The organism is Streptococcus sp. 2022WUSS037, from assembly GCF_044427225.1.
Lineage (GTDB): Bacteria > Bacillota > Bacilli > Lactobacillales > Streptococcaceae > Streptococcus.
In genome coordinates this window covers 5,520-19,834 of sequence record NZ_JAOTGJ010000007.1, presented here as the reverse complement: position 1 = coordinate 19,834, position 14,315 = coordinate 5,520, and the positions used below count along the sequence as shown (strand labels likewise).

The window sequence follows — 14,315 nt, the reverse complement described above, 5'->3', positions numbered from 1 at the left end:
GCAGGTATGTATCCCCTGCTAATTCCGACTATCCTGCGACTGATGGTTCTTCATCTCTCCATAGATTACCTACAAAGTTTTGGTCTAATTCCTTAATGTACGAAGGAACCACTTTTTTTACAAAACGTTCCTTTTTCAATTTTAATATGGTAGTTGCTACTAGTTCTTGATCCATATACACCAAAACATATCGCAATCGTTTGGAATGGTAAACAATATCTCCATATTGGCTGAGTTTACGTGCATCACGATTGTAGTGTAAATAGACAGTTAAGCAAGTGCGATTTTTCTTCTCAAACATGTCTTCTCCTCTAAAAATTCTCTTTCTATATTATACCGTTTTCAATGATAAATGAAAAGCTCCAACTACCTGTAAAAGAGTTGGAGCTAATAGGAATAGTCAGTGTTATTACATATTTGTCACTGCTTATTTGACTTTTGTATTGTCCATAATCTGGTCAATAAATCCGTAAGTCAAGGTTTCTTCTGCTGACATCCAGTAATCACGTTCTGCATCCTTATGGATTTGCTTGACTGTCTTACCTGAATTATCTGCCAAGATTTTTTCTAGCTTATTACGTGTTTTTAATAGGTGTTCTGCTGCAATAGCCATGTCTGTTTGCTGAGTGCCACCACCTGTTCCACCCATCGGTTGGTGAATCATGTACTCTGCATTTGGCAACATGAAACGTTTGCCCTTGGCACCGCTTGATGCAATGATGGTTCCCATGCTCGCAGCTGTTCCCATAACGATGGTTTGAACATCAGCTTTAATGAAATTCATCGTGTCTACAATGGCAAGACCTGCTGACACCGATCCTCCTGGCGTATTAACATAGAGGTAAATATCCTTTGTAGGATCTTGGGCATCAAGGAAAAGCAATTGTGCAATAATCGAATTAGCCATGTTGTCCTCAACTGGTCCTGTCAACATGATAATGCGATCCTTGAGCAAACGGGAATAAATATCATACGAGCGCTCACCACGGCTAGTTTGTTCAATAACTACTGGAATCATAAAATTACTCCTTTTCGAGATTTTCTGTACCCATTATATATGAATAGTCAAAATTGGTCAAATAAAAAACACGATTTCAGGAAATGAAAAAGAAACCAGCAGAGCTGATTCCTTTTAATCAATTATTTTGTACCGAACAAGCGGTCACCTGCATCTCCCAAACCTGGTACGATGTAGCCTTTTTCATTGAGTTTTTCATCCAAAGCTGCTGTGTAAATATCAATGTCTGGATGTGCATCTTGAAGAGCTTTTACACCTTCTGGAGCTGAAACAAGAGCAACAAATTTGATATTTGAAGCACCACGTTTTTTCAATGAATCAACTGCAAGAATAGCTGAACCACCTGTAGCAAGCATTGGGTCAACTACAAAAATATGACGTTGATCAATATCTTCTGGTAATTTCACAAGATACTCAACGGGTTGAAGGGTTTCTTCATCGCGGTACATACCGATGTGACCAACTTTAGCTGCTGGTACCAAGCTTAGCAAACCATCAACCATACCAACACCTGCACGAAGAATTGGTACGATAGCTAATTTTTTACCTGCAATTTGTTTCTGAACTGTTTTAGTGATTGGCGTTTCAATCTCCACATCTTCAAGTGGCAAGTCACGCAAAACTTCGTAACCCATTAGCATTGCGATTTCATTTACCAACTCACGAAAATCCTTAGTAGAAGTCGATGTGCGACGAAGGATTGACAACTTGTGCTGAATGAGTGGGTGTGAAATGACTTGGAATTTACCCATGATGATAAAACCTCTCTTTTTTGTTTTTTCCATTTTACCAAAAAATCATGAAAAAAGCATGGGAAAAGAAAAGGAATTTATTTTTTGAGAACGATTGCCTCATATGGTCTCAATAATTGTCTATCCAAAAATGCAGCTTCATCGTAGTTATGCATAAACAAGGAATATCCCTCGCTTGATACGTCAAATGCTTGCTCATCACTCGTGAAATTCACCAGAATGATGAAATCATCCTGTTCATCATATTTACGGTAGGCCATTACCAAGCTATTTCCAGTCTCCATCACTTCATATTTTCCTTCAGACATACAAGGATACTCTTTCCGAAGAGCGATTAATTTTTGATAGGTATAGAAAAGCGATTGTTTGTCTGCCAGTGCTTTTTCAACGTTGATGTCTTTGACAGTATCTCCCAAAGCCAGCCAGGCTTGACCTGTACTGAAGCCCGCTCCTTCTGCTCCTGTCCATTGCATTGGACGGCGAGCATTATCACGACCTTTGGCATTTATAGAAGTAATCAATTCCTCCTTGGTGAAGCCATTTTCAATCCGTTCCGCATACATGCGACGTGTTTCAATATCGTCCGCTTGGCTAATATCCGTAATCGGTGTATTAATCATACCAATTTCCTCACCTTGGTAGATATAAGGTGTACCTGACATAAAGTGAAGATAAATAGCCAACATTTTACCACTTAGTTCACGAAATGCAGGTCGATCATCACCGAAGCGAGAAATGGCACGAGGTAAATCGTGGTTATTCCAGAAAAGTGAGTTCCAGCCTTTACCAACCAGTTCAGTCTGCCATTTGGATAGAACCTTATGCAAACGAGCTGGATCAAGCGGTGCCAAATCCCATTTTTCTTTCCCTTCCTGCTGATCAAGTCCTACGTGTTCAAATTGGAAAATCATCGAAAATTCTTTTCGATCAGGATGCGAATATAACTGAGCATTTTCTGGATTGGCACTCCATGTTTCCCCAACAGTCACTAAATCGTAAGCACCGAAGGTTTGCTCATTTAATTCCTGAATAAGAGGATGGAGAGTCGGTCCATCGGCTGTAATTAATTTTTCCGGTTCTTTTCCTATCAAATCAATCACATCTAGCCTGAAACCACCGACACCTTTTTCAATCCAAAAATTGATCATGTCCCAGATTTCTTGTTTCAGAGCAGGATTTTTCCAGTTCAAATCCGGTTGCTTAACAGAGAATTGGTGGAGATAGTATTTGTTCAGATGTGGAACGTATTCCCAAGCAGAGCCTGAAAAGGTCGAGCGTAATTCATTCGGCTCATCAGCCCAAACATAATAATCATAATAGGGATTATCTGGTCCTTTGAGGGCTTCTTGAAACCAGAAATGTTCATCCGAGGTATGGTTGAGCACCAAATCCATGATTATTTTGATATTGCGCTTATGGCCTTCTGCAATCAGCTCTTCCATATCTTCCATGGTCCCAAATTCTGGAGCAATTCCTTGGTAGTCACTGATGTCGTAACCATTGTCATCCATGGGAGACTGATAAACAGGACTGAGCCAAATAGCATCAATTCCTAGCTCGTGAAGATAATCTAATCGGCTGATAATCCCTCGAATATCTCCTATCCCATCTCCATTCGAATCTTGAAAGCTACGAGGGTAAATTTGGTAAATGACGGACTTCTTCCACCAATCTGTTTTATGTATTTCTGACATGTATTGAACCTTTCTGTACAATCTAATTTACGCAAGAAAAAGTGGAATCCTCTTTCTTTCTATATAATCATATTATAATTCAATTGTGGTAATTTTGCCCTCTTCTATTTCAACAATTTCAAAGGTTTTTTCTTTTAGGTTTGCTGTTAGACGGGCTGACACCCCTGCATCTTGATTATTCCAGAAAATTTCCATACTTGTTTCATCCAGCATCTTAACAGAGAACTCTCCGTCGAAAGCTGGACTTGTATTGCGGAATTTAAGGAGTTTGAATAAGGATTGTACAACTGGCCGTTGTACTTCGTACTCAATTTCTTCCAAATCATAGTAATGGCGATTGATATTGCGGCCTTCCTTGCTTGATTCTAAAAGTTCAATATCATTTTCGCCTGCAAGTAAGCCAACATAGTAAATCTGTGGAATACCTGGTGCAAAACATTGAAGAACACGCGCTAATAGGTAAGCTTGATCGTTATTGCCAAGGGCAGAATAATAAGTACAGTTAATCTGATAAATATCCAAATTATTATAGGCTTCTGTACTATAAATTTTCTTCACATTAGCACCTTGTGCATACAAGGCTTCACGCGTTTCCTCTGTCTCTTCATCCGTCAGCAAATCCTTAACGTCCACAACACCGATTCCATCATGTGTATCAAGAGTTGTAAATTGCTTGCGAGGGCAAATCTCCATCCAGTGAACCAGACGATTGACATGACCAGAATACAAAGCGTGGAGAACCAGCATTGGCAAGGCAAAGTCATAAACATAATAATCCTGTTCCGCAATCTTTTGCTGAATGGTGTAGTGTTCATGAATTTCTGGTAGGATTTCTACATCTTTTGGTGCCAATAACTGACGTGGAAAATGGAGCATTTCCCAAATATCAGGCTCTACAAAGAAACAGTTGGTTCCTATTTTTTTATTGGCATAAGCAAAGGCGTCCAAGCGAATAATCGAAGCACCATGTTCTGCCAACTGTTCCAAATTTTCTTGGATGAAACGACGGGTTGTCTCCGTTGTCACATCTAAATCAATCTGCTGCTCATCAAAGGTACACCATACCTTCTCCTCGCTACCATCAGCAAATGTTGCAATTCGATATGGAGCACGAGGTTTGCGTTTGTATATCAAATCAACATCTTCTTGCGTTGGCTCACCATTAGGCCAAAAGTTTTTATAGCGAATAAACAAATCCGCATAAGCTGAATCGTCTTTCTTTTCAAGAAAATCAAGGAAATAGGGAGATTTTGCAGAAATATGATTGATCATAAAATCGAACATCAGATAATAGTCCTTACTCAATGCTTCAATATCTGACCAGTCTCCAAATGCAGGGTCTACCTTTGTATAATCCATTGGTGCAAACCCACGGTCACCTGATGATGGGAAAAACGGCAGAATATGGATACCTCCCACAACATCCTTTAATGGCCCCTCAAGAACTTTTTTCAAATCCTTGAGATTTTTTCCTAAACTATCAGAATAAGTAATCAACATCGCTTGATTTTTAATTTTCATAGATTTTCTCCTTCGTAAGCCTTTTCTTTTTTCGTTGTTAGAAAAGGTTGAACAAGTCAACCTTTCGATTTATTTGACAGAACCACTCGTCATACCTGAAATAATATGTTTTTGGAAGATGAGGTAGACAAGTAGGATTGGAATAATTCCCACCACATAGGATGCAAATGATGGTCCATAATCACTGAAATACATGCCTTGATAGTTGTATTGGAAAAGTGGTAAAGTCCACATGCTTTGATCACGGTTCAATACTAGTAAAGGCAAGAGGAAATCGTTCCAGACCCAGAGGGCATTGATAATCAAAACCGTTGCATGCATGGGTTTCATGAGTGGGAAAATGATTTTCCAGTACATGGTAAATTTATCACAGCCATCAATAGCTGCTGCCTCATCCATTTCCTCAGGAACAATGGTTTTAATATAGCCGACGTAGAGGAAGAGTGCCTGAGGAACTGCATAGGTCAAATATAGAATAATCAAACCGACAATATTGTTCAAACCAAGGCTTGACATTAATTTGGTCATTGGGAGCATAATCACCTGGAAAGGTACAAAAATCCCAATAATCAAGAAAAAGTAGATAAAGTTAAACACTGTCTGGCGTTTCATTTGACGGGCTACGGCGAAAGCTGCCATTGGAATAACAAGTAGAATCAAGCCAACAGCAACAATCGTAATCAAGGCAGAATTGCCAAAATATTGTACAATCCCATCGTTAAACAAGCGTTCGTAGTTGTTTAAGGTGAAATTTTCAGGAAGACCAAAGAAATTGCTCGTGATTTCCTTTGTAGGTTTGAATGAACTAATAATCGTCACAAGTAGCGGAATAAACATGAAGAGAATACCGCTGAAGAGCACGAGATAGACCCACCAATTTTTCTGTTTTTGAGTATTCATGACAGTCCTCCTAAATTTCAAATTTCTTCGAAATTCTCATCTGAATCAATGAGATGACAATAATGAAGATGAAGAGTACTACAGCCAATGCATTGGCATAAGAGAATTTGTTGTCTACAAATGCATAATTATATACGAGTAAACCCAAGGATTCTGTTTTGCCATCTGGGCCACCACTCGTCAATGCAAAGATAAGGTCAAATGCTGTCAAACCTGATTTCATAGCCAAGATGAAAACCATACTGATAGATGGCAATAAGAATGGAAGCTCAATGTTGAAGAACTGTTGAGAACGAGTCGCACCATCAATAGCAGCAGCTTCCTTAACATCTTCTGGGATACTTTGTAAACCAGACAAGAAGATGATGACTGGCATCGCCAACCCTTGCCAGAGAGCCACAAAAAGTACAGCTGGAATAACAGTATTTTCTTGGACCAATAAGTTTTCCATCAACCAATCAATATGCAGAATCTCACCAATTTGTGTGAAACCATAGTTGAACAATTGGACAAAAATCAATCCTAAAGTGACTGTGGATAGCACCGCCGGGAAGAAATACCAGGTTCTAAAGAAACCAACTGCCTTTATCTTACGATTGAGCAAAGTCGCCAACCAAATCCCTATAACAATTTCTCCGATGACTAGACCGATAGTGAAGATAATGGTAAAAGTCATGGACGTATAAAAATCAGGATTTTTTAAGATGTCTAGATAGTTTTGAATACCAATTAAACTAAAATCCGATGTCAATCCATTCCAATCCGTCAAGCTATAATAGATACCTGTAAATAGAGGATAGAAGAAAAAGATTAACTGTAGTCCAATTGGTATGGCAACAAATAGATAAGGCCAGTATTTGGCAATAAATCCTTTTTGATTCATCATGGTACTCCTTTTTGAAAATATGTATAGTTGCTTAGGGTCAGTTTGAATGGAGTGGTAAGGGGGATTCAAACTGACCCTAAGCAACTATAAAGAAGAGCTAGGCTAATCTAGCCCTCCTTATAGTTTTCTTGAATTATTTTTTCATTGGGTCAAAGAATGCATTCAGTTTTTTCACTAATTCTGCTGAGTTTGGATTTTTAACCATTTCAACAGTGATATTCCAGAACTCTTCTTCTGATTCCCATTCAGATTGCAACCAAACTACGTGTTTGTCAGTGAAGGCATATTGTGTAACTCCAGCAGTTTCTTCAAACTTGCCTTCTGTATCTACACCTTCAACTGAAGTTGGTGAGCCATCTACATCATAGTATTTTTGCATCACTTCTGGACGAGAGAGGTATTCTAGGAATTTTTTAGACTCTTCTGGGTGCTCTGTATCTGCGGAAATAGATAGAGCAAGGTCTGCTGCACCGATGGTATAGTCGCCACCTTCTTTATCACCAGGGAAGGTAAACATACCATATTCAAATTCTGGTTCTTGTTGGTTAACAGCTGTAGCTGCCCATGTACCTTGTGGAAGCATGAGAGCATCTCCTGCCGCAAAAGCTGCCACTGCATCTGCATAGAGGGCTCCAGTTGCACCTTTTTGACCATTATCTGTCAACAGTTGCAAGCGTTCTAAGACAGCTTTTGTTGTAGCATCATCTTGAATCGCACCCTTTGCACTGCGAATCAGAATATCTTCTGCCCCATCAAATCCACCCGCAACAGTTACCCAAGCTAACTGATGGTAGCCGTTCAATGACCAAGCATCATTCAATGAAAGGGCAAATGGTGCTGCACTACCGTCTGCTTTGATTTTGTCTACCAAAGCTACAAATTCTGCATAGGTAGTAGGAACTTCAAGCCCCAACTCTTTGAATTTATCTTTATTATAGTAAATACCATAAGCATTCGCAGTCAAAGGAAGGGTGTAATTTTTTTCGTTAACAAGATAAGGCGTTACAGCACCATCTTTTAGATGACTGAGACCTGCATCATCACCAATTTCTAGGAAACGACCATCTGCTGCATATGCTTTGAAGTCCGCATTTTGTGGATAAATGTTGATGACATCTGGCGCTTCGTTATTTGCCATACGGGTTTTCAGAACAGTTCCTGCATCTGGTACATTTGAAAATTTAACATCAATCGTAGGATTTTCTTTTTCAAATTCATCAATAATTTCTTGAAGAGTTGCTTGCATTTCAGGTTTTTGTGAGAAATATTCAATTTCTACTTTATCACTGCTACCTGCATTCCCACAGGCAACCAAGAAGCTGGCAAAAGCACAGACGGACGCACATTTTAAAAATGTTTTCATTTTCATTATAAAATCCTCCTAGATTTTGTTAAAAATATATTGTACACTAAAATAATCTTTTTGAACATGTGGCATAGTAAGCCCAATGTTCATCAATTCATCCCCGTAGAATGTCTCTCCTAATTGTGGGCATTCATACAAGGCATCTGAATCAAGTCCTTTTAATTGAACTTGTAAAAGCGGAGCTTCTGATTGAGCCAGTATCTTAACAAAGGTGAATACCGCTTGACTTTTATCTTTATTGACATAATTGGCAGCCCAGGTATTGCTTGTTTTTTTCAAGCGATAGAGCAAGCCTTCCTGAACTGTTGAGCGAATGGATTTGAAGGTTTGAACTTGCTGACGAATTTCATCCAATTCCACTTGAGAAAGTTTCGTTAAATCCAGCTCGTACCCAAAGGCTCCTCCCATCATGGCGACATTCCCACGTGTGGCAAGTGGCGTAATGCGACCGACTTGATGGTTTGGAACAGCCGACACGTGTGCTCCCATAGAAGAAGCAGGTAAAATCAAACTAGTCCCTTCTTGGATAGAAAGTCGACCAATGGCATCTGTATTATCACTAGCCCAAGCCTGTGGCATGTAATAGAGTAAACCTAAATCATTTCGGCCACCGCCACCAGCACAGGATTCAAATAAGATGTCAGGAAAACGCTTTGTAAGGGTGTCCAATACACGATATAGCCCTAAAATATAGCGATGATGGAATTCAAATCGTTGATCATTTGCATAATATGGCGACATACTCGTAATATTGCGATTCATATCCCATTTTACATAGCTGATCGGAGCTGACTCCAATATATTTGAGACTGATTCGATAATATAATCACAAACTTCTGACCTGGTCAGATCCAGCACCAATTGTTCTCTACTGAAAATCGGTTTCCTCCCATCAATATGGATGGCCCAATCTGGATGTTTCCGATAGAGATCACTATCTACAGAAATCATCTCCGGTTCAAACCACAGTCCGAATTGCATACCAAGCCCGTTTATTCGCTCTGCTAAGCCAGTCAAACCATTTGGCAACTTATCCAAATTGACTTTCCAATCACCCAATGAACATTCATCATGATTTCGTTTTCCAAACCAACCATCATCTAGTACAAAAAGTTCTACTCCAACTTGACTTGCCGATTTCGCCATCCCTACGATCTTATCTTCAGTAAAATCGAAATAGGTCCCTTCCCAGTTATTAATGAGGATCGGGCGTTCTTGATGGCTAAACTTCGAAGCCACAATATGATTTTTTATGAACTCGTGACTATCTTGTGTCATGCCAGTCAACCCTTTATCAGTGAATGATAAGAGGACTTCTGGTGTTTGGAAACGTGAATGTTGTCCTAATTCCCAACAAAATTGCTCATCATTCAATCCCATGCCCCAACGACAGGTCTCTAAAGGTGTCACTTCAACAAATCCAGTGAAATTTCCACTATATGCTAATTGAGCAGCGTAGACATGACCACTGTCTTCGGTTACAGCAGGGTCCGCGAGTGCTATGAATGGTGTTTTTGAATGACTTGAGGCTCCTCGAATACTTCCAATGGAAAATTTCCCCTTGGTTAAGGGTGTCTGTGTCCACTCCTTTTCAAATCCATATCTGCCCGCTAGGCTATGTACAACAAAATCTTTGTGTGGAAAATCAAGTGTAAAAGACAAAGCCTTTTCGATTTTTGTTGGAAATTGACCTGTTTGAATGGTTGTAGAACGGCTAAGATAATTCGCGTCCTCAAACACACTGTACTGAAGAGTCACCGTAATGTCTGTTAGCTGATCATAGAGATCAATCTCTAGACTATCTACCTCGTCCTCATCAGCAAAACTAGAAGGTAATCCTTCAAGTGCTTGTTTGCCTTTCTTTATTCTGTGTGCCTTATACTTTAAATCCAAGGCTACACCAAATTCATTTCTCAAGTCAATTGCAGCTGTGCGGAAATCACCTAAACCATTACTAGAATATTCCTGTTGTAAGGTATCCATAGAGTATGTCCTGTTTCCAGAAATTGGACTAGGTGAAAAGGATCGATCTAGATATGTGATTTTATTTCCAGAACTAAAATGTTTAACCTTTTTACCAAAATATCTGTGAACTAAATCTCCCGTTTCCAAAATTTGAATAATGTATGAAAACTCTCTAGTTTGTAGGTGGAACAAGCGATTTTCTTCTAAGTATTGAATCATGTTCTTCTCTCCTGTCTCCTTTACATACTTTATTTTATAGAATGAGAGCGCTTTAATTAATGGTCTTTTGTATCATTAATATGTTATAATGTTTCCTATGGAGGATGGAAATGAATATTCTGAATAATTATAATGAGCTTGACAGCCATAATTTTGACCTAAATGTTGACCATTATGGTGCCGAACAATGTGATAAGAACTACTCATTTGGACCAACAATCCGAAATAACTATGTACTTCATTTTATTACGAATGGCAAAGGCAAGATTACAATCAATGGTGATACGACTGAACTAACTGCCGGAGATATTTTTGTACTTCCAAAAAATCAATCTATTTTTTACCAGGCTGATGGGATAGAGCCTTGGACCTACACTTGGGTAGGGTTCAGTGGCTCACGTGCTGAAAGCATCCTGACTCAAACTCGACTTCTAGAAAAATATTATCTCCATTCAAACCTCGATTCTCCTATATTAAAAAAGATGATTGACATCAATCATACAAAAAATCAATCTCTTCCAATGACTACGGAACTAATCCTTATCGGTCATTTGAATCAAATGCTCGCAGCACTTGTTGAAGAGTTCCCGAATGATGCATTAAAAGATGCCAATACAATTGCAAAAAATTATGTACATCACGCAATAAAAATAATACATAGTCAATATAGCAGTCCTATTAAAGTATCTGAAATCGCGGAGCAATTGGCCTTAAGTCGTAGTTATTTGTATAAAATTTTCAAGCAAGAAACTGGCTACTCTATCAAAGATTATATTGTTCAAGTAAAAATGAACCATGCATGTCAACTACTCGCTACTCCAGAACTTAGTATCACTGAAATCGCAAATTCTGTCGGCTACTTTGACCCCTTGGTTTTTAGTAGTGCATTCAAAAACCAATATTATATGAGTCCAAGTGATTATCGGAAATTTCATAGTCATTAATTCTACACACCAAAACATTTCAAGTTCACCAAAAGCAAAAAGGATATTCTGAACAAGGAACAGAACATCCTTTTTTAATTATCTACCAAACACTTCTACAATTCGTTCACAGGCTTCTTTTATGGTTTCAAACGGTGCTGCTGCATTGAGGCGGGCGTGATGGACACCTTCCTTTCCGAAGGTTTGTCCATCATTGAGAACCACTTTGGCTTCTTCTTTCAATTTGCGATGCAATTCATTATCCTCCAACCCATAGGCAGAAAAATCAAGCCAGACCAGATAGGTTCCTTGTGGCTTTACCACCTTAATCTTTGTATGTTGGGTCAGGTAGTCCGTTATATAATCAATGTTTTTCTCAAGCACTGTCTTCAATTCCTCTAACCATGGACGACCATATCGAAAGGCTGTTTCAGTCGTAATCAAGCCAATGGCTGGAATTTCATGCTGGTTATTGACCAGCTGTCTTCTCGTAAAAGCCTTTCTTAATTGTGGATTTTCAATAATAGCAAAGCTGTTTTTCGTACCTGCAATGTTAAAGGTTTTTGTTGCAGACGATAAAACAAGTGAAAAATCCTTAAAATCCGGACTCACTGTGTTGAAACTGTGGTGCTGGTTTCCATAAAGAGTCAGATCTTGATGGATTTCATCTGAAACTAGCAAAACCTTGTGTTTACGGCACAATTGACCAATTTTTTCTACCTCCTCCTTGGACCAAACACGACCACCAGGATTATGAGGGTTGCAGAAAATGTAGAGTTTCACTTCCTTCTCTACAAGGTCACGCTCCAATTGTTCAAAATCAATCTGGAACTGTCCGTCCACCACCTGCAAGGAATTGGTTACCAATTGGCGATTATTCAATTTTACCGTGCGGGCAAAAGGAGGGTAGACAGGAGTATTGATGAGAACAGCATCTCCCTCCTCAGTAAGAGCCTGGATAGCTACCGAGAGGGCTGGCACCACTCCCTCAATCAGAACAATACTTTCTTTGCTGATTTCATAGCTGTGTTGGTCTTTTTCCCAATCAATAATAGATTGATAGAGAGAATCACTAGCGTAGGGATAGCCGAAGATATGTTGGTCTGCATACTGGCGAATGGCAGAGCGAATTTCGGGCAGAGCTTCAAAATCCATATCGGCAACCCAGAGCTGTAAAAGTTCTGGATCCTGCTCACTGGCCCTCCACTTTTCTGAATGGTGACTTAAGCGATCGGGTCTAGTCGTAAAATCATATCGTGTCATATCTTATCCCTCCAAGGCTGTTTTTAAATCTGCAATCAAGTCATCCGCATCCTCAATTCCGATTGACAGACGGAGTAGGTCATCCGTTAGCCCGTAAGAATGGCGGGTTTCAGCTGGAATATCTGCGTGGGTCTGAGTGGCTGGGTAGGTAATCAAGCTTTCTACTCCTCCCAAACTTTCCGCAAAAGTAAAGACCTCTAGGGTATTGAGAATATGAGGAATGCGACCTTCATCCGCTACCTTGACAGAAATCATGCCACCTTTACCCGTGTAATAGACCTGCTTAACAGCTGGGCTAGCTTGCAAGTAGGCAACAATTTTCTGGGCATTTTGCGTTGCCCGTTCCATACGCAGAGAGAGGGTTTTCAGTCCACGCATGAGAAGGTAGGCATCTAGAGGGGAAAGGGTTGGACCTGTGGTATTTTGGTCATAGAAGAGTTTGTCATAGAGGGTCTGGTCATTGGTCATGAGCACGCCTGCCAATACATCATTATGCCCTGACAGATACTTGGTTGCTGAATGCAAGACCACATCAGCTCCAAGTAGAAGGGGATTTTGATAAATAGGGCTGTAAAAAGTGTTATCGACAATCACCTTGGCACCTTTGGCATGGGCGACAGCCGAAACCTTAGCAATGTCAAACTCTACCATGAGGGGATTGGTCGGTGTTTCAAGGAAAACATAGTCTGTCTCTTCGGTGATGGCAGCTAGGAGCTCCTCCTCAGTGTTGGCATAGGTGAAGCTAAAGCGCCCCAACAGCTCCTGCTCATTGAACCAGCGGAAGGAGCCGCCGTAGAGATCACGCGCCGCAACTACCTTGCTTCCAACAGGAAAACCGTTAAAGAGCAAGACCAGAGCAGCCATACCAGAACTGGTCACGAGCGCATAGTCAGCCTTTTCAATGGCAGCTAAGGTTTTCTCCAAGCTAGCTCTGGTCGGATTCTTGGTGCGCGTATAGTCAAAGCCTGTCGATTGACCAAATTCGGGATGTTGGTAGGTGGTCGAAAGGTGGATAGGGGAAATCAAGGCCCCAGTTTTTTCATCGTTATTGATGCCAGTATGTGCCAAAATCGTATCAATCTTATAATCTGTCATAACATCTACTCCATTCTAACTTACAATCTAGTCTAGCATGAAATAGGAGATTTGGTGTGAAAAATATCCAAAAATACTTATAGAAAAACAGCAAGCTTTGTTATAGTTTTTATTTATAACAAGACCCGCTTTTGTTTACATATAAATATTTGAAAACTTTCAAATAAGTTGATATAATAACAGAAAGAGAGGTGATTACTTATGAAATTTCAGTTTAACAAGCATTTCTATCGGTACAATGCCTTTTATTCCTTGGTTTTCTGGACTTGTTTTTTACTACCCGGTTTCTTTAAGGACAGTTCTCCAAATTCAACTTGGTATGCCCTATTGGCCATTCTTATCCTCACTATCCAGGCTATTCGGACCTTTTTCTTCAAGGAAGAAAAGGAGCTCACTCGCATGGGCTACATCTTGCATCTGGGAATGATTGTGCTGATTATATATCTTAGATTCGTGCTGGGTAAGTAGAAAGGAGTCTACTATGTTTAAGAACTTCAATTCAGCATTTTATCGGACTTGGGAATTTTACTTTTCCATTCTTTGCATCCTACAAGTGATTTATGCTGCTGTAAATGGACCGTTTTGGTTTATCCATTTTCTCAAGCTTGGAATCGGACTTTATGCTGGTTATCTAGCTCTCTTTAAGTCACGTGGCTGGATTAAAAAAACATGGCAGATTTTTCTGGTCATTGGCTTTATTGTCAGTTGGATAG

General features: G+C 39.7%; 14 protein-coding genes. 3 read left to right on the top strand and 11 right to left on the bottom strand.

What is annotated here, in order from left to right:
• Positions 1 to 28: 28 nt before the first annotated feature.
• The 9 genes from ODU55_RS04435 to ODU55_RS04395 all read right to left on the bottom strand — a co-directional run bounded on the left by ODU55_RS04435 (position 29) and on the right by ODU55_RS04395 (position 10,321).
• Complete coding sequence (locus ODU55_RS04435; RefSeq protein ID WP_398582007.1) at positions 29 to 301, bottom strand: YlbG family protein; 273 nt, start codon at positions 299 to 301, stop codon at positions 29 to 31.
• A gap of 126 nt (positions 302 to 427) precedes the next feature.
• Positions 428 to 1,039 (bottom strand): ATP-dependent Clp protease proteolytic subunit, encoded by a 612-nt coding sequence (locus tag ODU55_RS04430; RefSeq protein WP_398582047.1) that lies wholly within the window; start codon positions 1,037 to 1,039, stop codon positions 428 to 430.
• A 101-nt stretch (positions 1,040 to 1,140) separates the two neighbouring features.
• A complete protein-coding gene (upp, locus tag ODU55_RS04425; RefSeq protein WP_012027487.1) occupies positions 1,141 to 1,770 on the bottom strand; it encodes a uracil phosphoribosyltransferase in 630 nt (209 codons plus the stop codon).
• A gap of 77 nt (positions 1,771 to 1,847) precedes the next feature.
• Entirely contained in the window at positions 1,848 to 3,464 is a 1,617-nt protein-coding gene (locus ODU55_RS04420; RefSeq protein WP_398582006.1) for an alpha-glucosidase, read from the bottom strand.
• A gap of 72 nt (positions 3,465 to 3,536) precedes the next feature.
• A complete protein-coding gene (gene gtfA, locus ODU55_RS04415; protein ID WP_398582005.1) occupies positions 3,537 to 4,985 on the bottom strand; it encodes a sucrose phosphorylase in 1,449 nt (482 codons plus the stop codon).
• Between the two features lie 69 nt (positions 4,986 to 5,054).
• Positions 5,055 to 5,885: a carbohydrate ABC transporter permease gene (locus ODU55_RS04410; RefSeq protein WP_002937312.1), complete on the bottom strand. Its 831-nt coding sequence runs from the start codon at positions 5,883 to 5,885 to the stop codon at positions 5,055 to 5,057.
• 10 nt (positions 5,886 to 5,895) lie between these two features.
• Positions 5,896 to 6,768, bottom strand: coding sequence for a sugar ABC transporter permease (locus ODU55_RS04405; protein ID WP_332439399.1), 873 nt, complete (start codon positions 6,766 to 6,768; stop codon positions 5,896 to 5,898).
• A 136-nt stretch (positions 6,769 to 6,904) separates the two neighbouring features.
• Positions 6,905 to 8,140, bottom strand: coding sequence for an extracellular solute-binding protein (locus ODU55_RS04400; RefSeq protein WP_398582004.1), 1,236 nt, complete (start codon positions 8,138 to 8,140; stop codon positions 6,905 to 6,907).
• A 12-nt stretch (positions 8,141 to 8,152) separates the two neighbouring features.
• Positions 8,153 to 10,321 carry an alpha-galactosidase gene (locus tag ODU55_RS04395; protein WP_398582003.1) on the bottom strand — a complete coding sequence of 723 codons (2,169 nt, stop codon included), beginning with the start codon at positions 10,319 to 10,321 and terminating at the stop codon, positions 8,153 to 8,155.
• 110 nt (positions 10,322 to 10,431) lie between these two features.
• On the opposite strand from ODU55_RS04395, the gene ODU55_RS04390 reads away from it, so the two are divergent.
• Positions 10,432 to 11,265 carry an AraC family transcriptional regulator gene (locus ODU55_RS04390; protein ID WP_398582002.1) on the top strand — a complete coding sequence of 278 codons (834 nt, stop codon included), beginning with the start codon at positions 10,432 to 10,434 and terminating at the stop codon, positions 11,263 to 11,265.
• Between the two features lie 78 nt (positions 11,266 to 11,343).
• Here the strand turns inward: ODU55_RS04390 and ODU55_RS04385 are convergent, their stop codons facing one another.
• Together ODU55_RS04385 and ODU55_RS04380 are read right to left on the bottom strand one after the other, a co-directional pair.
• Positions 11,344 to 12,507 (bottom strand): MalY/PatB family protein, encoded by a 1,164-nt coding sequence (locus ODU55_RS04385; protein WP_398582001.1) that lies wholly within the window; start codon positions 12,505 to 12,507, stop codon positions 11,344 to 11,346.
• Between the two features lie 3 nt (positions 12,508 to 12,510).
• Positions 12,511 to 13,602 carry a cystathionine gamma-synthase gene (locus ODU55_RS04380; protein WP_398582000.1) on the bottom strand — a complete coding sequence of 364 codons (1,092 nt, stop codon included), beginning with the start codon at positions 13,600 to 13,602 and terminating at the stop codon, positions 12,511 to 12,513.
• Between the two features lie 201 nt (positions 13,603 to 13,803).
• On the opposite strand from ODU55_RS04380, the gene ODU55_RS04375 reads away from it, so the two are divergent.
• A complete protein-coding gene (locus ODU55_RS04375; RefSeq protein WP_398581999.1) occupies positions 13,804 to 14,070 on the top strand; it encodes a hypothetical protein in 267 nt (88 codons plus the stop codon).
• A gap of 13 nt (positions 14,071 to 14,083) precedes the next feature.
• The coding region (locus ODU55_RS04370) for a hypothetical protein (RefSeq protein WP_398581998.1) at positions 14,084 to 14,315 on the top strand (232 nt) is incomplete at its 3' end.

Bases quoted from the DNA above. Each gene is read 5' to 3' on its own strand.
- upp (WP_012027487.1), bottom strand. From the start codon at position 1,770: ATGGGTAAATTCCAAGTCATTTCACACCCACTCATTCAGCACAAGTTG.
- ODU55_RS04400 (WP_398582004.1), bottom strand. From the start codon at position 8,140: ATGAAAATGAAAACATTTTTAAAATGTGCGTCCGTCTGTGCTTTTGCC.
- gtfA (WP_398582005.1), bottom strand. From the start codon at position 4,985: ATGAAAATTAAAAATCAAGCGATGTTGATTACTTATTCTGATAGTTTA.
- ODU55_RS04395 (WP_398582003.1), bottom strand. From the start codon at position 10,321: ATGATTCAATACTTAGAAGAAAATCGCTTGTTCCACCTACAAACTAGA.
- ODU55_RS04390 (WP_398582002.1), top strand. From the start codon at position 10,432: ATGAATATTCTGAATAATTATAATGAGCTTGACAGCCATAATTTTGAC.
- ODU55_RS04375 (WP_398581999.1), top strand. From the start codon at position 13,804: ATGAAATTTCAGTTTAACAAGCATTTCTATCGGTACAATGCCTTTTAT.
- ODU55_RS04380 (WP_398582000.1), bottom strand. From the start codon at position 13,602: ATGACAGATTATAAGATTGATACGATTTTGGCACATACTGGCATCAAT.
- ODU55_RS04435 (WP_398582007.1), bottom strand. From the start codon at position 301: ATGTTTGAGAAGAAAAATCGCACTTGCTTAACTGTCTATTTACACTAC.
- ODU55_RS04420 (WP_398582006.1), bottom strand. From the start codon at position 3,464: ATGTCAGAAATACATAAAACAGATTGGTGGAAGAAGTCCGTCATTTAC.
- ODU55_RS04405 (WP_332439399.1), bottom strand. From the start codon at position 6,768: ATGAATCAAAAAGGATTTATTGCCAAATACTGGCCTTATCTATTTGTT.
- ODU55_RS04385 (WP_398582001.1), bottom strand. From the start codon at position 12,507: ATGACACGATATGATTTTACGACTAGACCCGATCGCTTAAGTCACCAT.
- ODU55_RS04410 (WP_002937312.1), bottom strand. From the start codon at position 5,885: ATGAATACTCAAAAACAGAAAAATTGGTGGGTCTATCTCGTGCTCTTC.